Origin of the sequence: Tenacibaculum profundi (assembly GCF_052050075.1) — a bacterium.
GTDB lineage: Bacteria > Bacteroidota > Bacteroidia > Flavobacteriales > Flavobacteriaceae > Polaribacter.
Genome location: NZ_CP197225.1, coordinates 2,885,484 through 2,905,610 on the forward strand (window position 1 = coordinate 2,885,484; position 20,127 = coordinate 2,905,610).

21 protein-coding genes and 2 tRNA genes are annotated in these 20,127 nt (G+C 30.4%); 6 read left to right on the forward strand and 17 right to left on the reverse strand.

What is annotated here, in order from left to right; all coding sequences use genetic code 11:
* Positions 1 to 15 precede the first annotated feature (15 nt).
* From upp to ACSIGE_RS11800, 7 genes are all read right to left on the reverse strand, one after another.
* Complete coding sequence (upp, locus tag ACSIGE_RS11770; protein ID WP_440880066.1) at positions 16 to 1,923, reverse strand: uracil phosphoribosyltransferase; 1,908 nt, start codon at positions 1,921 to 1,923, stop codon at positions 16 to 18.
* A complete protein-coding gene (locus ACSIGE_RS11775) occupies positions 1,923 to 2,864 on the reverse strand; it encodes a pseudouridine-5'-phosphate glycosidase (protein WP_440880067.1) in 942 nt (313 codons plus the stop codon). Before ACSIGE_RS11775 ends, upp begins: the two co-directional genes overlap by 1 nt.
* Positions 2,857 to 6,969, reverse strand: coding sequence for an amino acid adenylation domain-containing protein (locus ACSIGE_RS11780; protein ID WP_440880068.1), 4,113 nt, complete (start codon positions 6,967 to 6,969; stop codon positions 2,857 to 2,859). Before ACSIGE_RS11780 ends, ACSIGE_RS11775 begins: the two co-directional genes overlap by 8 nt.
* Before the next feature lie 77 nt (positions 6,970 to 7,046).
* Positions 7,047 to 8,381: an MATE family efflux transporter gene (locus tag ACSIGE_RS11785; RefSeq protein WP_440880069.1), complete on the reverse strand. Its 1,335-nt coding sequence runs from the start codon at positions 8,379 to 8,381 to the stop codon at positions 7,047 to 7,049.
* Positions 8,382 to 9,296 (reverse strand): aminoglycoside 6-adenylyltransferase, encoded by a 915-nt coding sequence (locus ACSIGE_RS11790; RefSeq protein ID WP_440880070.1) that lies wholly within the window; start codon positions 9,294 to 9,296, stop codon positions 8,382 to 8,384.
* Positions 9,296 to 10,135, reverse strand: coding sequence for a hypothetical protein (locus tag ACSIGE_RS11795; protein ID WP_440880071.1), 840 nt, complete (start codon positions 10,133 to 10,135; stop codon positions 9,296 to 9,298). The genes ACSIGE_RS11790 and ACSIGE_RS11795 overlap by 1 nt, the downstream gene beginning before the upstream one ends.
* Before the next feature lie 84 nt (positions 10,136 to 10,219).
* Positions 10,220 to 10,870 (reverse strand): hypothetical protein, encoded by a 651-nt coding sequence (locus ACSIGE_RS11800; protein WP_440880072.1) that lies wholly within the window; start codon positions 10,868 to 10,870, stop codon positions 10,220 to 10,222.
* 166 nt (positions 10,871 to 11,036) lie between these two features.
* Here ACSIGE_RS11800 and ACSIGE_RS11805 point away from each other — a divergent pair, with 166 nt between their 5' ends.
* Entirely contained in the window at positions 11,037 to 11,795 is a 759-nt protein-coding gene (locus ACSIGE_RS11805) for a response regulator transcription factor (RefSeq protein ID WP_440880073.1), read from the forward strand.
* On the opposite strand, the gene ACSIGE_RS11810 is transcribed toward ACSIGE_RS11805, so the two are convergent.
* On the reverse strand, positions 11,792 to 12,547 hold the full coding sequence (locus ACSIGE_RS11810; RefSeq protein ID WP_440880074.1) for a ThiF family adenylyltransferase: 756 nt from the start codon (positions 12,545 to 12,547) through the stop codon (positions 11,792 to 11,794). The genes ACSIGE_RS11805 and ACSIGE_RS11810 overlap by 4 nt on opposite strands.
* A 280-nt stretch (positions 12,548 to 12,827) precedes the next feature.
* Between ACSIGE_RS11810 and ACSIGE_RS11815 the strand changes: the two genes are divergently transcribed.
* Positions 12,828 to 13,007, forward strand: coding sequence for a hypothetical protein (locus ACSIGE_RS11815; RefSeq protein ID WP_440880075.1), 180 nt, complete (start codon positions 12,828 to 12,830; stop codon positions 13,005 to 13,007).
* Here the strand turns inward: ACSIGE_RS11815 and ACSIGE_RS11820 are convergent.
* The 7 genes from ACSIGE_RS11820 to ACSIGE_RS11850 form a co-directional block, all read right to left on the reverse strand.
* Positions 12,997 to 13,215 carry a hypothetical protein gene (locus ACSIGE_RS11820; RefSeq protein ID WP_440880076.1) on the reverse strand — a complete coding sequence of 73 codons (219 nt, stop codon included), beginning with the start codon at positions 13,213 to 13,215 and terminating at the stop codon, positions 12,997 to 12,999. The two genes, ACSIGE_RS11815 and ACSIGE_RS11820, sit on opposite strands and share 11 nt — an antisense overlap.
* 147 nt (positions 13,216 to 13,362) lie before the next feature.
* Positions 13,363 to 13,932 carry a hypothetical protein gene (locus ACSIGE_RS11825; protein ID WP_440880077.1) on the reverse strand — a complete coding sequence of 190 codons (570 nt, stop codon included), beginning with the start codon at positions 13,930 to 13,932 and terminating at the stop codon, positions 13,363 to 13,365.
* Positions 13,933 to 14,177: 245 nt separating this feature from the next.
* Entirely contained in the window at positions 14,178 to 14,711 is a 534-nt protein-coding gene (locus tag ACSIGE_RS11830; RefSeq protein WP_440880078.1) for a hypothetical protein, read from the reverse strand.
* A gap of 107 nt (positions 14,712 to 14,818) precedes the next feature.
* Positions 14,819 to 15,061 carry a hypothetical protein gene (locus ACSIGE_RS11835; protein ID WP_440880079.1) on the reverse strand — a complete coding sequence of 81 codons (243 nt, stop codon included), beginning with the start codon at positions 15,059 to 15,061 and terminating at the stop codon, positions 14,819 to 14,821.
* 267 nt (positions 15,062 to 15,328) lie between these two features.
* Positions 15,329 to 15,643: a DUF7222 domain-containing protein gene (locus ACSIGE_RS11840; RefSeq protein ID WP_440880080.1), complete on the reverse strand. Its 315-nt coding sequence runs from the start codon at positions 15,641 to 15,643 to the stop codon at positions 15,329 to 15,331.
* A gap of 530 nt (positions 15,644 to 16,173) precedes the next feature.
* Entirely contained in the window at positions 16,174 to 17,124 is a 951-nt protein-coding gene (locus ACSIGE_RS11845; protein ID WP_440880081.1) for a recombinase family protein, read from the reverse strand.
* Between the two features lie 103 nt (positions 17,125 to 17,227).
* A complete protein-coding gene (locus tag ACSIGE_RS11850) occupies positions 17,228 to 17,419 on the reverse strand; it encodes a hypothetical protein (protein WP_440880082.1) in 192 nt (63 codons plus the stop codon).
* Between the two features lie 138 nt (positions 17,420 to 17,557).
* Between ACSIGE_RS11850 and ACSIGE_RS11855 the strand changes: the two genes are divergently transcribed.
* Positions 17,558 to 17,932 carry a hypothetical protein gene (locus ACSIGE_RS11855; protein ID WP_440880083.1) on the forward strand — a complete coding sequence of 125 codons (375 nt, stop codon included), beginning with the start codon at positions 17,558 to 17,560 and terminating at the stop codon, positions 17,930 to 17,932.
* Positions 17,933 to 18,034: 102 nt separating this feature from the next.
* Here ACSIGE_RS11855 and ACSIGE_RS11860 read toward each other — a convergent pair.
* Positions 18,035 to 18,110, reverse strand: a tRNA-Met gene (locus ACSIGE_RS11860).
* Positions 18,111 to 18,417: 307 nt separating this feature from the next.
* Between ACSIGE_RS11860 and msrB the strand changes: the two genes are divergently transcribed.
* The 3 genes from msrB (at position 18,418) to msrA (ending at position 19,883) form a co-directional block, all read left to right on the forward strand.
* Positions 18,418 to 18,897, forward strand: coding sequence for a peptide-methionine (R)-S-oxide reductase MsrB (gene msrB / locus ACSIGE_RS11865; RefSeq protein ID WP_440880084.1), 480 nt, complete (start codon positions 18,418 to 18,420; stop codon positions 18,895 to 18,897).
* Positions 18,898 to 19,034: 137 nt separating this feature from the next.
* Positions 19,035 to 19,307, forward strand: a complete 273-nt coding sequence (locus ACSIGE_RS11870) for a GNAT family N-acetyltransferase (RefSeq protein ID WP_440880085.1) — start codon at positions 19,035 to 19,037, stop codon at positions 19,305 to 19,307.
* Positions 19,308 to 19,382: 75 nt separating this feature from the next.
* On the forward strand, positions 19,383 to 19,883 hold the full coding sequence (gene msrA, locus ACSIGE_RS11875; RefSeq protein WP_440880086.1) for a peptide-methionine (S)-S-oxide reductase MsrA: 501 nt from the start codon (positions 19,383 to 19,385) through the stop codon (positions 19,881 to 19,883).
* A 49-nt stretch (positions 19,884 to 19,932) separates the two neighbouring features.
* On the opposite strand, the gene ACSIGE_RS11880 is transcribed toward msrA, so the two are convergent.
* A tRNA-Met gene (locus ACSIGE_RS11880) sits at positions 19,933 to 20,005 on the reverse strand.
* Positions 20,006 to 20,127: the final 122 nt, after the last annotated feature.

Genomic DNA, 20,127 nt, shown 5'->3' on the forward strand with positions numbered 1-20,127 from the left:
GTTTAATTTTAACGATTAAATATCTGTTCCGAAATAACGATCTCCAAAATCACCTATTCCAGGAATCATGTATGCTTCTTTATTTAAATTCTTATCGATTGCTGAGGTTACTATTTTAACTTTTGGATACTTTTTATGTATTGTATGAATTCCTTTTGGAACTGTTAAAAGGTTTACAAAAATAATTTTATCCTCTTTCACACCATGTTCTAATAATACATTAATTGCTACTAATGCTGTTCCTCCTGTTGCTAACATTGGATCCATTAAAAGCACATTGCTGTTAGATATGTTATTAGGTAGTGCAGTATAATATAAATGAGGAAGTTTTGTTATTTTATCTCTTTGAATTAAGATTTTTCCAATAGATGCATCTCTTATAATTTCTCTGAGAGATATTTCCATACTTTCGCCAGCTCTCATAATTGAAACTCCACAAACATTATTTGACACTCTTAATCCTTCATAAGTTTCACCTACAGGGGTTGTTACATTTTTCTCTTCAACTGGAAGTAAATCAATACTTTTTTCTATAAGCTTATTAATTACTTGCTTAGCATAAAAAAGGAAATCTACTTTTTTTATGCTTTTATCTCTAATATTGGTATGTAGTAATTTAAGATACTTACTCTGGTTGAGAAGAAATAAGTTTTCATTAATAGTTGAAACTTTTTTTTGATCTTGGTAATAGGCTACAATATCATTTTCATCTATAGATTTTTCCTGAAATGATGGAGGTAGTTCGGGTGTTTGCGTAAATTGAGCTGCAGCATTTCTATACAGGCTTTTTTTATTACTTTTTTCCCATACTTTTTTTAATACATATACCAATTTTGGATTATGTTCTTCTTCCTCCTCTATTGCTCTTATAATTATTCTTCCCCATTCCTTATTTGAAAAACAATCATAAAAAACTTGATCAAATTCTTCTTTATACAGATTATGCAATGATTCTATTTTTTTTTCTTTAGGAAAGTTTCCTTTAGAAAAAAGAATTCCTAAAATCCCTATCCAAAATTGCTTAATCACGTCCTTCTGATGTTCTTCTGGTAAAACCTCTGCTATATTTTCCATTGCATGCAATGACGTTATCAGATGAAGTATTACAAAGTCACCAGGAGCAGATAAATAGAGTATTGTAACCATATAATATAATTCTTCCCACAATGTCGATGAACCTTTTTCTATTAACCATCCTGGTGTTTCATATATTAATGGATGTCCTTTTCCTACCATACAAGCTATTCGGTACTGCAATCCAGATCTTTTTAGCTCTCTATGCATATATTTTGCTGTATCAGAAATTGTTTCATCTTGAGAATCTTTAACCCAATTTTGTAATTCCTTGGTATTCTCTTTCCAATATCTAGCTATTCCTAAAATAGAATCAATTGGAGAAGTAGCTGTGGTCTTTTTATCAAACTGCATATTGGTAGCATTACAGTTTACATAAGTATACGCCATATAAGCTAAACCTTCTATGATCATACATCTATTTCTTACACTTATTCCCCAACCAGTATGGATAGTTGCATGAGTAAAAGCTCCTACCCAACCAGAAAGTAATACAGGCAAATATTTTTGTAGCAGTATTATCATCCCTAATTCTTCTTCTTCTCTTTTGAAAAAACTCACATATGAAGAAAAACTAGTACGTTTACCAAGATATTTTTTCCAATTATCATGGGTAATTTTATGTAAAGATGGCCTAGATAGCTCTAATCCATAACCATATGCTGTCTCTTTTGCATGATTATCATAATAAGATTGAATTTTTTCATCGCTAGTATTTAAACCTGCCAAAGCAATTACAGCATGTTTAGAATGATTAGTTAGATGACCATTAAACTCTATGTGATATTGTTCATCATTTAACAATGTTTCAACGGTTTTAGACAATCTTATTTCTTCTTTATTTTTCATTATAAAACAGCCTCTTTAGTTATACTTACATATACAGAAGCTAAATTCCCAGCAAACTCTGCATTACTAATAAGTACAGACGCGTTTGCTCTTGCTGTTCTTCCTTGAGTTTCTCTATCAATAATTTGCATCAAATATTTTGTAATAGCATTACCTGAAATCTTCTTTTTTTCTGCATTTATAATAGCTTTATTTAAAATATCTTCTACTTCTCTTTCGTCAATAGCATCTTCGTCATTAATTGATTTTGTAATAAGCATGCTATTTTTGTTCCCAAAAGCCCAATGCATTTGTATAACATCTGCTATTTTTGTTATGTTATCTATTCTATGAGGGCTTTTAAACCCACTTGATTTACAGTAAAATGCAGGAAAGTAATCAGATTGATATGAAATAATAGGTACTCCATGTGTTTCAAGATATTCCATTGTTAAACCTAGATCTAATATGTTTTTAGCTCCAGCACATACCATTGCTACTTTCGACTTAGTAAATTGCATAAGATCTGCCGAAATATCCATCGTTTGTTCCGCCCCTCTATGAACCCCTCCTATACCTGCTGAAGCAAAAAAATTAATATTTGCTAATTCTGCTATCATAATAGTTGAAGCTACAGTAGTTGCTCCACTATTTCTCTGGGCAAGCAAAATTGAAATGTCTCTATTACCTATTTTTGGAATATTTTTAGCCTTGGAAAATTGTTCTATTTCATTAAAAGACATTCCAATTAATATCTCTCCATCTTTTATTCCTATGGTTGCTGGAATAGCTCCTCCTTTTCTTACTGCTTCTTCAACTTTTTTTGCTGTTAAGGCATTATCTGGATATGGTAATCCATGAGTAATTACATTAGATTCTAAAGCAACAATAGGACTTCCATCGTGTAAAGCATCAGCTACTTCTTCACTAAATTTTAAAGGAATATTATAATTTTTATTCATGATTTTTTTTGCTTTTTAATGATCCATAGTTTGGGTATTTTTCTAACCACATTTGTTTAGCTACAATTTCTTTTTCATAAACTAATGCATCCCACTCACTAGGAGAAATCGGTTGAATAGCTAATGATACTACATCTTCATCACAAGAAAATGTTTCGGTAATTAGTTGTGTAATTTTTTTTATAAAGTGCGCTTTTCTTTCCTTATCAATTTCAACGGGAAAGTGCTTTATATCGATATGTGGCATGGTATATTTCGTTTTATTGTTCAATCTATTGAGTGTAGTATTTTCTGTAATATTTGTTTTTATACTAGTATTTATAGCAGTAATTAACTCTTCTATATAAGGTTCTTTTAAAATAGTGTAATGATCTCCGCTTAAGTGTATTATATTTGGTTTTCTTTCGGTAAAGAAAGGAGATTCTTCTAAGAAAGAATAATCATCTCCTCTGGCTTTTAATATGGTTATAGGTGCTTTAACTTTACGTTCTTTAAGCTCTTTAAAATTGTATTTAAACTCATATGTTAGCTTCACAATTTCTGTAATTCTAGTAACTAACTCTTTTGATAGATATTTAAATGTGTTGCAGATAAAAGTTGTAAAATCGTTTTGATTTTTTATTGTAGTTAAACATTTTTTAAGGTTTTGGTCATTAATTTTTCCAGCAAAAACCGAAAATAAAATTGTTACAAAAGCTGGATTTTTAAAGGATGGCTGATGGCTATTTACTGTTTCTTTTTCACTCCATATTTTGGGAGACCCAGGGGCTATTAAAATTAAATTCTCTACATGCTTTCCTAATTTTTCTAATTGATAACATGTTTCAAAAGCGACTCGAGCACCAAATGAAAATCCAAAAAGTGTATATGGGCCTTCAGGTTGTTTTTTAAGAATTTCTTCTACATCTTTTTTTGCCATACACGAAATAGCACTATACGGTTTTTCTCCTTTGTTTATTCCTAAAGCTTGTATTCCGTAGAAAGGTTGATGTTTTCCCATTTTTAATGCCATGGGCTTCAAATTTAATGTATATCCTCCTAGTCCAGGCCAGCAAAAAATTGGAGATTCATGACCTTTTTCTTGTAAAGGGATTAGTCTAGATAGGCTAATTATTTTCTTATCGTTAATTTTTCTTGCTAGTTTTTCAATCGTAGAATATTCAAATAATATTTGCATCGGAAGCGTCATTTCAAAAGCTTTATTAATTTTATTGAGAAGCGCAACAGCTGATAATGAGTTTCCTCCAAATTCAAAAAAATCATCTTGAATTGAAAGTTCTTCTACCTCCATGATTTCTTTCCAGATTTTCGCAATCATTTTTTCAGTTCTATTTTTGGGAAGAATAATAGCTCTTTTATGATGCTTTAGATATTCATCTGCTTTAAAATTTATTGCTTTCATATCTAATTTCCCATTGGGAGTATGAGGCAATTTATCTAATATGATAAGGTTGTTAGGTATCATATAATGGGGAAGTGTATTCATTAGGTCTTCTTTTAACATTTCTTCAGGTCCCTTCATATGAACAATATCTTCATTCATATTTTGTGAATTCATTTGGTCATTATTAATAAGCCCTCCAATACAGAAATAAGATTCTCCTAGAGGCTGCTTTAATTCCTCTAAAATCCTATTTATTTTATTAGCTGAAGGAAGATTATTACCAGATTTTGAACTGTAGCCAGAAGACATAAACCCAAAATACAAGGGATTCATTTGTAAATGCTGTAGTTTCTTTCCTAGTACAATAAATTTTTTCCAAGATTTTTTTGCTGTACTTACCATTGAAATTCCTATGCTTGCTCTTTCATAGACTTCTTGATTTATAGCAATTACTTCTTTTTTTAATATAATATCTTTAGAAAGAAATTTTAATGCATTGTTAGTATATGAATACAATCCTTTTTCTAAGTCTTTAATTGTATTTAAATGTGTTTGTACATATATAGAAACCTCATCTTTATTTGTATAAGAGGAATTAGGAACGATATTAAAAGTACCTAAATAGTAATCTTCATCTAAACAATTTAAAGAGGGTTTGATTTTAGGATTAAAAGAGCCTTCATTTACATATAATCCATATTTAGGTAGTATTTTTTCAAAAACACCTAGCATATGTCCTACCTCTATTTCTAAGACCTCTTGTATATTGTTTTTATAAACAGGCTCGATAGCACTTTTCTTTCCTAAAAAATGTATCTGTATTTGTGCATAATTTTTTGGTTGGATTTTTCTTATTTGAATTAGCTCGTGATGAATAGGATGATAATAATATATCCCACAAGATAAACCGCAAATATTGTGTATTTCAAGATACATTTGTGTTGCATATAATGCTCCAGGTGAAGCATAACTGTATTTTGGCAATAAGCGTTCTTTACTTTTGAACTGTCCAAAATACCTTAAAAAAGAACTTAGTTCATTAAATTGTAATGATGCTAAGCTTTTTATTTTTTGCTCTTTTTGTGGTGTTTTTAATAAATTGATCACTTGTTGTTTTGAAACATCTCCTCCATTATAAAACCTATATGTTTTTCGCGAGAATGTGAATCTTTTTTGCTCAACAGAAGCATCTTTAAAAAATAGTTTTATATTTTTTTCTTCGTTTTCTTCATACGGTCTACATCCTAAATTAGATAATTGGGCTTTGATTTGTAATTTGTTTTTCTTGGATTGATGGTGATTCCCGTGATTTCCTTGATCCATTAATGCTGCTTCATTTGCATCAAGTTCAATAAATGCCATAAGGTTTTTAATCCTTGTTGTTGGATTTTTCTTAACTGTTACTAAAGCATTTTTAACCCAGCTATGTTTTTCGATAACTGTTCTGATTTCATCGAGTTCTATTCTATACCCTCTTAATTTTATTTGATTATCTACTCTTCCTATGAATTGTACAGTTCCATCTTTATTCCAAAACGCTCTATCGCCTGTTTTATATAATTTTGATTGTTTATTTTCTGAAAATGGATTTGCTATAAATTTTTCTGTAGTTTCTTCAGGTTTATTGAAATATCCTTTAGCTAATTGTATTCCTTCTATGTATAATTCTCCAATCTCATTATTAAAAATTCGCTCTTTATTTTCGTTTAAAATATAGAATTTCGTATTTGCTACAGGGGTACCTATAGGAATGGTATGAAAAGATTCATTTTTAATTGCTGGACTCACCTTATATGATGATGCGTTAATAGTACATTCTGTTGGTCCATATAAATTAACTAAATCACATATAGGGAATGTGTCCATAAATTGAAGTGCTAATTTTTTAGACAACGCTTCCCCGCCACTAAATATTTGCGTAAGCGAAGTACATTCTTTAAACTCATCATAGTGAAGTAGGGCTCGTAATAATGTAGGGACGCATTGTAAGGTAGTTACCTTATGCGTTTTAATTTTATCAATAATCCTTTCAGGATCCCTGTGGATGCCTTCTTCTCCTATAACTACAGTACATCCGCATGCTATGGCTAAGATTTCCCATTGTGCAGCATCAAAACTAATAGGTGTTTTTTGTAGTATAATTTTATTCTCAAGAGCATATGCTTCTTTTATCCATTGCATTTGATTTACAATAGCTTTATGTTGAATCATTACGCCTTTTGGAGCTCCAGTACTTCCAGAAGTATATATTACGTATGCTAAATTTTCAGGTTGAGTTTGGTTTAAAAAAGTGAATTCGCTTAATTTTTTTTTCGTGTGTATTTCAATTTCTTCTAAAGTAACAATTGTAATATTCTTTGAAGTTAAATTTTGCAAATCAGATTTTAATGATTCTTTAGTAATAATGTATTTTGTATTGCTATCCTGAATCATATATTTAATACGTGCTTCAGGATATTCAGTAGCTAAAGGCAAATACGCATTATTGGAAAATAAGACTCCCCAAACCCCTATCATTAACTCTAATGATGATTCTAGATATATTCCTATACACTGTTTATTAGGAGCTCCTATATAGTATAAATAATTGGCTAATGCTTTGCTTTTTTCTATAAGCTCAGTGTAAGTTAGCGCTTTTTGATTTTGAATGATAGAAATTTTACTAGCATTAGCATTGCCATAATTTAAAAGTAAATTGGTAAGACATATTTCTTTACTCATTGCTTTTTTTATTTTTTATTATTTCCTCCTTTTGGAGATATATTGATTTAATTGAAGTATTTAGAGCTTTTATAAATTTATTTCATTACTTTTCCTCCTTTTAAAAACATATTGTAAACATTTCTATATCTCATCAATAAAACAATCGTCGAAGATAAAACTCCAATTATTAATCCACTCCATATACCTTTCATTCCATAAGATTCATAAGTGAAATAAGAAATAGAGAACCCAATTACCCAATAAGATAAAAAACATAAAGTAGCTGGAGTTTTTGTATCATTGAATCCTTTTAAAAACCCTAATACAACGACTTCTATCCCATCGAAAAAGTGAAATATAGCTAACAAAATTATTGCTTTAGAAGCCATTTGGACAACTGTAATATCATTTATATAAATTAATGGTAATAAATCTTTACATAGGTATAATATTATAAAGAATAGGATCTCTAAGCTTATGATAATCTTTAAGGAAGACCAAGAAATGAGTTGAATCTCATTTTTGTTTTTCTCTCCAATCATTTTTGAAATTCGTATTGAACTGGCTGTTGCAATTCCTAAAGGAACTACAAATAATAGTCCTGACAAGCTTAAAATAATTTGGTTTGCTGCTTGAAAGTTTTCCCCTAAAATTCCCGAAAGCAATATTGCAGCAGAGAAAAGGCTTATTTTAAAAAGTATTTGAATACTAGAAAAAGCCCCTGTTTTGGTTACACTTAGTATAGTAGTTATATTTAATTCGTTAATATTTAACCTTTTAATATACTGTCTTATACTTTCTATTTTTAAAATAAATAGTATCGCTAATGCCAACATTATAATCCTAGATATAAAAGTTCCTAATCCAGCACCATATACCCCTAATTTTGGAAATCCAAAAGCTCCAAAAATTAATGCGTAGTTTAAAAAAATATTTATCAAGTTCGCTATGATGATACAAAACATAGGATATTTTGTTTTGGATAATCCATCGATAAATTGCTTTAACCCTTGAAAAATCATAGAAGGAATTAACGACAACGCCACTATTTCTAAATAAGGAATAGCGAGTTTTACAACTTCAGCTGATTGCTTCGAATTATAGATAATATATTTTGAGTTCCATATACAAAGAAATAATACAATCCCTAATGATGTACAAAGCAATAAACCATTATAAAATAATTTTGAGATTTTATCATAATTTTTTTCACCTAAGGCGTTAGATACTAAAGGTGTTATCATAATAGAAAACCCTATTCCAATGGCTAATCCTATAAAAATAAAACTGTTTGATAGTGATATAGCTGCTAAGGATGAAGCTCCCAGTTTACCAACCATTACATTGTCTATAAATCCTAGTAATGTAAAACCTAACTGTCCTAAAATAATTGGAAAAGCAATGGCGAGTGTATTCTTAACTTGTTTCATTTATAAAGAATATTCGTTTAGTTTTTCAATAATTTTTTTCTCTAGATTTTCACTGCGACTATAATGCTTTATTGCAGCAACATTTTTTGAAGCTTTTTGGAATATTTCAATGTGATTACGAAGCGTATTTATGTTTTCCCTTTGATTAAAATTAAAGGTTGTCTTCTTTAAATCGTTCATTGTTTCGGCAGAAACCCATTCACTTACTTTTTTTCCATCAAAATATGTATCTCCTTTATATTTATAATATAATTTTGCCTCCCATTCTAGCATTTTTATTAACCTTTTCTTTAAAACATCATCTATTCTAACGATTCCATAATACACTTCATTTCTAATAATTTTCCCTAAAAATTTAAACGCATTTTGCCAGAAATCATGATAACATTCTTCAAAAGCTATTTTTGAAATATCTAAATCTTCAACATCTTCTTTATATGTAGTTTTTATTTTAAAAATTAATTCAGTTATGTTTTTTTTATCATAAAGAATCGTATATCCTCTGCTTAGATACGAATAAAATGTTTTAAGCTCATGAATAATAGTTCCTTTATTTTTTAATAATCCTGTTAGTTTAAATTGTTTCAAAAGAAAGAAAAACTTCACCATACTAAACTTCTTGTAACTAATCGGAATAATATCGAATGAGAAGTAATTATCTAGCATTACCCTATTAATCATGTTTTTTTCAACGGGGTTATTAATTACCAGTACGGAAAGAGGATTCCCAAAATCGTATAACCACTTTATATTTTCAGAGTTTAAATACTTTTCTGGCGCTGTTGTAAATACAAATAAATCGAGATCTGAAAACTCATCACTATTACTAAGATCTCCATTATGTAGAGACCCAAAGGAAATAATAGCACAGATGTCCTCATTTTTTTTGGCAAAATGTTTAATTTCTTCTACCATTACATATCAGTTTTAATTGTACTTAATTCAGGGATATCTGCATGGTCACCTATATTTAATTTTGATCCTACAGATGAATAATGTCCTACCCTGCATTTTTTCCCAATATGTGTTTTTCTTCCAATCAAACATTTTTTTCCAACAACAGTATTGTCTCCAATTACTGAATATTCGTCTAAGGAAGTAGCATCATGAATAATTACATTTTCTCCAATAATACAATCTACTCCAATATTTACTCCAAATCCAATAATACTATTTTTACCAATCTTTACGCCTTGAGCAATCTTACAACAAGCTCCTATTTGAACATTATCGCCGAATTCTCCCATAGTTAAAACTAGTTTTCTATTTTTAATAAAGTGCCCACTAATTAATGTAGAAGTTCCAATAAAAATATTTTTACCAAACGTAAATTTATTAGGATCCATAATAAGCACATCAGACGCAATAATCATTGTTTTTATATTAGTAACTCCTAGCAGTCTATAATAAATAATCTTTATAAAATCTACTCTATTAGCAATATCATTAAGAAACTTAGAAGTAGTAACAATATTGGCTGTAAGGTCTTTTAGCAACCATTTTATAAAAGGTATAGAGAAGATTTTATAAGCTCCAGGAACAACCTTTGGTGTTAGGTAATATGTTAAGCCTGTTAAAAAAATAATTAAAATAGGAGCCAGTAATAATGTCACTATAAGTAATAGTATTTTATTTATTGTGTTTTCATAAGATACTAATACATAACAAAATGGAATTAATGATATGCCATAAATTAGAAACCGTAGAATAAAAACAAAAAGTAAGCGAGTTGTAAAAACTTTAAAAAAATTCATATTATTTTAATCTTTTTATGTTAAAAACCTATAACAATTCAATAATTTATGCCAAACGCAAAGTTGGTTAATTACCACAAAGCATCAGCTACACAAAAGTGTAGTTTTTAATGAGAATTGTTTTTCAAGAAGGTCTTGATTAGATATTAAGTATTTATTCTCTTCATAAAATGCTATAAGACCAGTATATGAAAAGCTTACAGGGATAGTTTCAGAACCCAAGTAATTAATTGATTTACCGACTATTTTAGTTTTTATTCCGAATAAAGACATAACTCTTAATAATTTGCTATCACATTCTGCAAAAGCAATATTTTCAGCATGACTACACACTGGAGAGATGGCACAAACCATTAACTTTTTAAACAGATTGGTATCTTTTATTCCTTTTTTAATAGCAAACCTACCAATATGCCATATATCATTAAAAGGCTTATCCTCGATAGTTAGTAATGGATTTATTCCAAACAAACTCTGTATTGGCAGCTTATCTATAAAGTTCCATCTTAAAACCCTAATAGACCCAGTAATTTTTCCTGAACTATTTCTGCTAACAAATATTTTGGAATTTTGTATATATTCAATCTCTTCCTCGTAAACAGATTTAATATCTTTTTTAATGCTTTTAAAGCTGTCTTTATTTATGTGATGATTAAAATTCTCCTCAACTACAAATTTTGATAGGTTATATATTTCATTTATAGATAATTCTTCTAAGTAACTTGTAAAGGTCATAGTATATTTTTTTGCTACAAAACTATATAGTTGCCTCTTACAAAGCACTACACAAATTAGTAGTAGCAGTAGTAATAAAAATGTAATTAAAACTCTATTTTTTATTAAATAAAGACTCCTCATTTTAGTTTAAAATGACTACATTTGAATTTTAACCATTTGAGCTATGGCAGATGTTAATGATTTTTTTTCTTCACGAAATACCGTGACCAACATTTCTAGGAATGAACGCAAGCAAACGGCTAATTATTTAGAAACAATTAAAGCCTTTGCTAGAGCTACCTATAAAAGTATCTATGTAATAGATTATGAAAAAAAAGGATTCGAATATGTTTCTGAAAATCCTCTTTTTCTATGTGGACATACTGCTGAAGAAGTGCAAGAAATGGGATACCTTTTTTACTTCAATTATGTTATTCCTGAGGATGTAGAACTATTACTTAAAATAAATACAGTTGGCTTTAATTTTTATGAAAACATACCATTAAAAGAAAGAATATTCCATTCTATTTCGTATGATTTCCATTTAAAAAATCAAGAAGGAAAAACATTTTTGATTAATCAAAAATTAACTCCTATTTTCTTAACGGATGAAGGGAAAATTTGGAAAGCGATTTGTATTATTTCTCTTTCCAACGAACAAAATTCTGGAAATATTAAAATATATAAAAAAGGAGCAAATAAAATTTTTAAATATGATTTAAAAGGTGATTTTTGGAAAACTGAAGAGAAAGTTGAGCTCTCTAATCGAGAAAAAGAAATTTTAAAATTCTCTGTAAGAGGATATACAATTAATGAAATGGCTGAACCTATGTATGTGTCTCCAGATACTGTTAAGTTTCATAGAAGAAAATTATTTGAAAAATTAGAAGTTACTAATATTTCGGAAGCCATTGTATACGCCACCAATAATAAATTAATCTAATCAGCATTAATAGAGGAAAAATAAAATTCTGGAAATCGTTTATACTCTTTATTTGTTGCTATTTTAAAAAGAAGATGTGTACACATACTTGCCACTATCCATGAACCAATAGATAATTGCGGAGGAGACAACTTTTCTTTTTCATTTAAGTACTCATGCAATACCTCATCAATCCAGAATTGTGATGTTCTCCAGAATTTCAAATAGCTAGAAATGTATTCAACTACTCGAAGTTCATTGATTTTTTGTCCTTTTTTTGCAATAGCTTTTAATGATAAACCTTTTGGAGATATTACTGTTACTAATCCTCCCCAACCTAAATTATAAGGATGTAAAACAGGAATATTTTTTCTTTGGCAAACTTCATCAAAAAGTAATGGAACATCTGAAGTGAAGTCTAAAGCATTAATAGCTATTTTATGCCTATCAATATAACTTTCAACATTTTCTGTTGTTAAGAAACAATTATACACATTTATATTAGCCTTATTATTAATTGATAACAATCTTTTTTTAATTGCATCTACCTTATCTATATTAATGTCATCTTCTACGTAATTTTGCCTATTTAAATTTGAATTTTCAACATAATCTCCATCTATTATAGTTATATTCTCAAAACCAAAGCGTAAAGCACACTCTGCTATAACACTACCAATTCCAGACCCTCCTAATAAAATAGGGTAATTTTTAATTAGTGCTTGTTCTTCTGGTTTAACATATATTCTATTCCGACTATATCTAACTTCCATCTTTAATTTGAACGTTTTATTCAAATCAAATTTAGATTGAAAATAATAATATATTACTACACTAAAAGGTAGATTTTAGTAGTTCTTGAAAAAATTCCGCTAAAAGGGGTTAAGGGGAAATTCCCCTTACAAGTCAGCGTGTTGGTAACGGAAACTTCAGTTTTACTGTTTCCGTCAACACGCTTACTTGTTTTAAATCTAAACCTTACAAATTATAAATTTCTTAGATTTTTGCTTACAAACATGCTATGACTCTTCTGATCGCTTTGATTACTCAACAATGAAGTATTTTAAATTAAGTTTGTATCTGTTAGCTCTTATGGTAAGTTTGACACCTAACATTTCTTCTTATCAAATGCCTATTGTATATGCACAACAAAAAGAAAATCCTCGAAAACCCCGAATACCGCCTGTTGGAAATACACTAGGGCTGTTACCTGGACCCAACACTAAAAAATAGAAAAAGATGAAGGAGAAGGAGCGAAATATATACTTAATAAATTGCTCCCCGCCTCAACCAACATCTTCTTAGTGCTTCTATTTTTATTCGGAACATCGTTACTTATTTGTATAGGATTGTTATTCTTTTTTAATGAGTTTAATCCTGATTTACTAGATAAAACTAAGGAAGGATTATTCTGGTTTGGTATGGGGACTGCCATATCCATTTTAGGTTATGCTATCGTTCGACTTATTATTGGAATTAATTTCTTTACCTGATTTTGATTACCATTGCCCTCCAGTAGAACTTTGACACGTCCTACTAAAAGATCTAGAAGATCCATATTTGGATTGTCCTGAACAATAGCTATCTGCTACTTTGGTTTGTGTGTATTCATAAGTTTATAGCAGTAGGCTTTTTTGTATTCTGTTCCATAAACGGTATAAGTTCCATCTACAGGAGCAATCATTTGATGATATATATCCTTAGCATCGGCAACTCCACTATATAAAATGAAAGTAAGAGGGTTTGTTTCTTGTTTGTTTTGTGAAAAATGTAAATCATTATATTTTGCAGTACATCCAGAATAGTAATCGTCATTTATCCAACGAAAAGCAGTATACGCCTGACTAGAAGTAGGTTTCGTATTGGAATCACACTTATCGTGACTGGCGTAATTGTTATCTTCATCTTTGCAACTTACTGAACGATATTGTGTTCCTGAAAAATTACTATAGGTATTCCAACCATTGGCATCTGTATATGAACTGGTATAGACATCCCAATCAAAAGTACAAGTATCTGTATAGGTGTATGACACTGAACCTTCATTTACCACCTGACAGTTACTATTATAATTGGTACAGTTTGAAATATTATTATTCTGCGAGTTACACATAGACCCTGAGAAGCAAATTCCTAACTGCGTATTGCTAGTATTCACTGTTCCCGTTCCACATTCATCAATGGTTCTTGGAGTCTCACTTGGATCTCTGTAATAGTTGTAATCACTACATGGCTTTTGACACTCATACCCTTCAGAATCTTAAATTAATGGAGATAACGGTGTGTTGTATATTCCCTCTGCTTCAGCCGAAGGAATTAGTAAATCGGCAATAGTATTTGTATTGTTGGCTAATCCTTCATTATTACTGTTTTCACACCAACTTATGTAACTACCTGAGTAGGTTACGAGTTGTCTGGTATATCGATAACCATATCCCTATTCTTTGTAACTGTCATTTTCATAAAGACTTTTAGAGGGATTGGCGATAAAGGTTTTATGTCTCTAACAATAATTACCCCCCCCAAAAAAAAACAATCCCACTTTTCACATTTAAATAGATGCCATCCTGTAGCGGTGGGTCTGTATCCATAGTTTCCTACATTGTAACCATTAGCAGGATTACAACGCCGTTTTTCAGTTTTGTTACTGGCATTTCCAGTATAATAATGGTTGTCTTCATCTCCTTGATAATTAATCATTCCTTGCGTATTCCAATCAAAATTTGTAGTTCTATCAATCCATAGTCCTTGTGTTGCTAATCGTTCTCCTGTAAATCCAGATTTCACCACACATTTTTCTCCATAATTTGGCGTAATCACACATTGTGCATCACATCCTTTAATACCCCTTCCAAAAATACTATTTACATCATTTGCCGTACCCACTTCACAGGCGGTAATTCCTAAAACATTTTTCTTAGCTAAAAATGCATCCAATTCCGTTCGGGTTTTATTCGGAATAAACAATCTTTTATTTACTGTATTGGTTAATCTTAATGTCTTACCATCTTTATCTACTTCTTTTATAGCATCTGCACTTCCGCTTACGTAACGGTTATTCCACCTATGCTTAATAATTGATACCCCCCTAAAACTTCATTTGAATTATTAAGGTACAAAACATACATATGTTCACGATAATTGATCTGTTCGCATAGATATATTGCTCTAAAACATGTATCTGCATCGCTTGAACTTGCAATTTTTTGAAATGGGGATGGTTGTCTTTTTTGGTATGACAGTGTTACTTCTCCGATAGAAAATAATGGTAAGGCTGAAGTTTTCATAAGTATCAAATAGTTTTAATTATTTGACACTCTCAAATCGAAAAGAAAAAACAGCAAAGAGCAATTGAAATAAGAGCTTATGTCGAGAAAATCTTTGTTATTTTTTCTTGAAGATTAACTTTGTCAAATAAGAAACTATGCTTATGAAAATGAACTCCATTATGCATGTCGTGATGAAGTAGATTCTTTATAAACTCCAAAAAAGGACTATATTTCAAGTCCTAATTCATTTGCCAATTCATCATAAGCAGTTTGTTCAAAAGAAAATCAGGCTAAAAAGTTTTTTAAATCGCCTTGAATGCTTAATGGATACTCTGTGAATTCTTCATAGTTTTCTCGAATACGTTCAATTTCATTATAGTGCGTATCATAAAACTGATGTGTATCTACATAATAAACTAAAGAAGTAACCATACCGGAGATACATCCATAACGGAATAAATACTCAAAAAAGCTGACAATATATTCACAGGTGTAATCCAAGGCTTCTTTGGCTACTTGAGCTTTGATAGTGTTGGACTCATTTTGAATAATCGCTTCTAATTTTTCTTTTACTAAAAATTGGGCTGTTTGTGTTTTCATCATACAAGTGGTTAAAGGTTATTACACAAGGCTATTTCATCCCAAAAGCAATCATCTTGACAAGAAGGAATTGGAATAACTCTTATGCCGAGAAAATTCTTGTAAAGTGATATTGCTTGGGATAGCCTTGCAGTTTAAGTAACCGACCACTTGTACTGTAAATTCACAAAAACACCACTATAAAAAAGAAAAATAAGCATACTTATAAAAAAGTTCCAAAATCCTCCACGAGCGCCAGCCACATAGTATAGCAAGTCTTTAAATCACCTTTTAGGTCTTTTGCAGAGTGGTTTTTTGGGGGTTCGATATGGAGACTTTTATGATTTCGGATATATTGCAAGGTCAAATACGGTTTTTTGGCTTCAACTTGCAATTTTTCGTCTATCAAAACAGGGTTCGAAGCTAACTAATTTTGTTGCATTTAGATATTTTCGAGTGCATTTTTGCTTCGATTTAGAACAATGGTAATAGATATATCGCTTGACTGTAGCAATATCTTTTTTTGTGATTTGATAACCACAGGAACATTTTCAAGGGTGTTTCGCTGTTTGTTTTTTGTTGCATGTAGGACATTTATATTTTACTTTTTCTTCGGCAGTAATCCCCGCTCCACATTCTCCGCAGTGAAGCATCCCTGTATAAGCAAAACTACAATTGGTAGCACTTCTTCTTCCTGATTGTTGTAATAGTTTCTGAATTTTTTCAAACTGACTAAAATTAATCATTTGTGGGTGATTCCCTCGTTGTTCATGAGAGCCATTATATACCTTTCCGTAATAAAATGGGTTGGTAAATACTTTTTGTATACTAGAAAGACTTAATGGTTTATTGCTAAAGATTCCTTTTAAGTGAAGCGTGTCCTTACAGAGTTTACTTAATTGAGACAAGCTATATTTCCTTGATAAATAGTAATAAAAAAGCTGTTGCACTTTATCAAATCGATCGGAATCTTTGATAACTGTTTTTGTTTCCTTACAATTTTTGTAACCGATAGGAGCCATATTACAAAATCCTCCATTTTGTATTTTAATCTTATTCCTCCGTTTCACATTTTTAGATAAATCTAAACTGTGTTGATTTGCCATTCTCATTTCAATAATAAGAGGTAGCATATTATCTGTTGGCAAATACCGTGAATACGGTGTTTGTATTAACTGGAAAGTTTCTGTTTGTAATTGATGTATCAAATAGCCACCGTCAATCATGTTACGTGAGAGACGGTCTGATTTCCATGTTAATATTCCGTTAATTGAACTTTTTTTAAGGTAGGAGAGCATTTGTGTAAAGGCGTGTCGATTATTTGGAATATGCGCCGAAGCAGCATCTTCATAAATACTATAAATTTTAAAATTCATTTTCTGATCAAACTCCTTGAGTTCTCGTATTTGAGATTCTAAAGATGCAATTTGCCTATCTTCTCTACTTTGAGATTTTCGTAAATAGAGGCAGAAACGTATGTTTTTATAATCAATAGTATTCATAGAGTTTTATAAGCAATAAAAAGGAAGATTCTGGCTTCCCAAATAAACTATCATTGGCAGAATCCTCGTTTTTGGCTATAGTTAATGGGGAAGCATGTAAAGTTTATTCTCTATTTTTAATTTGTAAAGAACTAATAGCATTTAATACATGATTTTTCCCTTCGGAAAAAGCATAGATGTATAATAAATCTGATAGTTCTTCTTTCGCTTGTTTTTCTGTTAAGTCAATATCAAACTCTTCTTTATACAGTTTTATAAAATCAGTTAGTGCTTTACGTGGAAGTTGTATAGGCATCAAAAAAATAAAATAACGAGATTAAACTCATACAGGTAACTGGTCATTTTCACCAAAAGAAAATTGTACAATTTAAATCCTTTTAAAAGGTATATCCGATGTTATAACTTAGGTATTAGTTCTTAATCAATTTTTAATATGATAGATTATTGGAGTGCACCAAGTTTTGATGATTTGTATCAAGACTTTATCACAGGAAGTATTGGAGGGAAAATTTTCATGATGAAGAAATTCGAAAAGGAAGATACCATACTAGGAAAAGGAGCTGTTATTTTACTACAAAAAGCAACTTCTTTTTTGTTAGCGTTACTAAAGGAACAATACTTAATTGATAAAAACGCTATGATTGGTGATATTAAAATGCTTTTAGCTTTAGTGGAACAACAAAAAATAAAGGAACTTAAACAACGTAATAAAAAAAGAACACAAAATCGAATTAAAACTCAAAAAACAAAAATACAGTTATATAATATATTGCGAAAACATAAAAGAATTAAGCCGATGAAGTTTTAAATTAAGTTAAAAAGGGTCAAGTAAAATCGCTATTTGTTGTACCTATGTTGTACCTCTAAAACCAAAAAAGACTTCACATTTCTGTGAAGCTTTTTTCCTTTTTGGTAGCGGGAACAGGACTCGAACCTGTGACCTTCGGGTTATGAGCCCGACGAGCTGCCTACTGCTCTATCCCGCGATTTGTGGGTGCAAATTTAATCTTTTTTTTAAAAGAACAGCTTTTATTTTGGTTTATTTTAATGTTTTTAGTCTGTTTATTTTTAACGTGCTGTTTGTTAGGTTTTTGTTTCGGTTGGTTTGTGCTTAGTCTGTTTATTTATGATTTATAGGTGTTGATTTGTTTGAATAGTCAATTTTGAATTGATTGTAAGTATAATAATACGTATTTGAATGAATGTTTATTGAGAAAAGAATTAGAGGTTTTCAATCAATAGGACTTGAGAAAACTCTTTTTTATCTTTGTAAAAAGTAAAAATGTATAGTAGATGAAAAAAGAAGTATTAGTTTGGAAGGATATCATAGGTTTTACAGTTAATGGAAATCTAATACCTGATAGAAGGGTAGAAAAAACAGATTTTGAATGGATTGAAATTTTAACACCAGAGCAATACAGAATAACAAGAGAAAAAGGTACTGAGAGGCCGCATTCAGGAGCACTGTGTACAGCTTATGAATCTGGAAAGTATAATTGCGTATGTTGCAAGGCTCCGTTATTTGATTCTAGTATTAAATTTAATTCAGGAACAGGTTGGCCAAGTTTTACGCAACCTATTAAGAGGAACGCAATACAGTACATTAAGGATATTTCCTTTGGTATGATTAGGGTTGAGGTGCTTTGTAATACCTGTGATGCACATTTAGGGCATGTTTTTCCTGATGGTCCAGAGCCTAGTGGACTTAGGTATTGTATTAATTCCGAATCAATGATTCTTGAAAAAAATAATAGTAATGGAAAAGGGGGGTGATTATTCTCTTAAATTGTTAAAAACTTTAATGAAATGAAACGTTATTAACTCCGACTAATCATATGTAAGAAAAATAAACACAATCAATATTTTTATTAGAAAACATCCGTAATATTAAACTATAATAAAAAAATATAATGGCAGAGATAAGACATAATAAAGAAGAGAAAAAGTTTATTCTTAAGGTTGATGGAGAGGAGTCTAAAGTAGAATATGAATACAAAGAGGGGAAAATGTTTTTGATTCATTCTGAAATTCCTGAAAAATTGAGGGGAAAAGGAATTGGAAAAAAGCTTGTTTTAGAAACATTTGAAAAGCTTAATGAAGAGGGGTATAAGGCTGTTGCTGTATGTCCTTACGTAAAACATGTTAAAAGTAAAGATGCTTATTGGAATAAAATTATTGAATAGCAAGTTTTAGAAGATGTTATTTAAAAAGAATATCCTAGTTAAGAAGATAAAAAGCAATTTTGTAAAAACGTAGAAATGAAAAATATCAAAAAAGCATATATAGCAGGAGGTTGTTTTTGGGGGATGGAAGATTTGTTTAGGGGTCGTTACGGTATTATAGATACAGAAGTCGGGTATTTGGGAGGTTTGAATGAATTTCCTACATATAATGATCATCCAGGTCATGCTGAAGGAGTTGAGTTAACGTACGATCACGATAAAACAAATTTTAGAGAAATATTGGATTATTTTTATAGAATTCATAATCCAACAACTATTGATCAGCAAGGAAATGATCGTGGTTCGAGTTATAGATCTGCAATCTTTTATCAAGACCATGAGGAGAAAAAAGTTGCTGAAGATTTTATTAAAATAGTTGATGCATCTGAAAGGTGGGGGAATAAAGTGGTCACTACTTTGGAGCCTTTTACAAAATTTTGGTTAGCAGAAGATTATCATCAAGATTATTTAAAGAAAAACCCAAATGGCTATACCTGTCATTTTGAAAGGTTTGAGTCTTCCTTTATAGGTGATTAACTAATATTTATTAAAATAAAAAAGCTTCGTGTAAACGAAACTTTTCTAGTAGCGGGAACAGGACTCGAACCTGTGACCTTCGGGTTATGAGCCCGACGAGCTGCCTACTGCTCTATCCCGCGATTTGTGAGTGCAAATATAGCTATTTTTCTTTGTTTTTTCCAAATGAAAGAGGCTTTTTTTGTGAAAAAAATGCAATCATTACGTTATCAATGGATTGTAAAGGTGTTTTCTTACTTTAAAA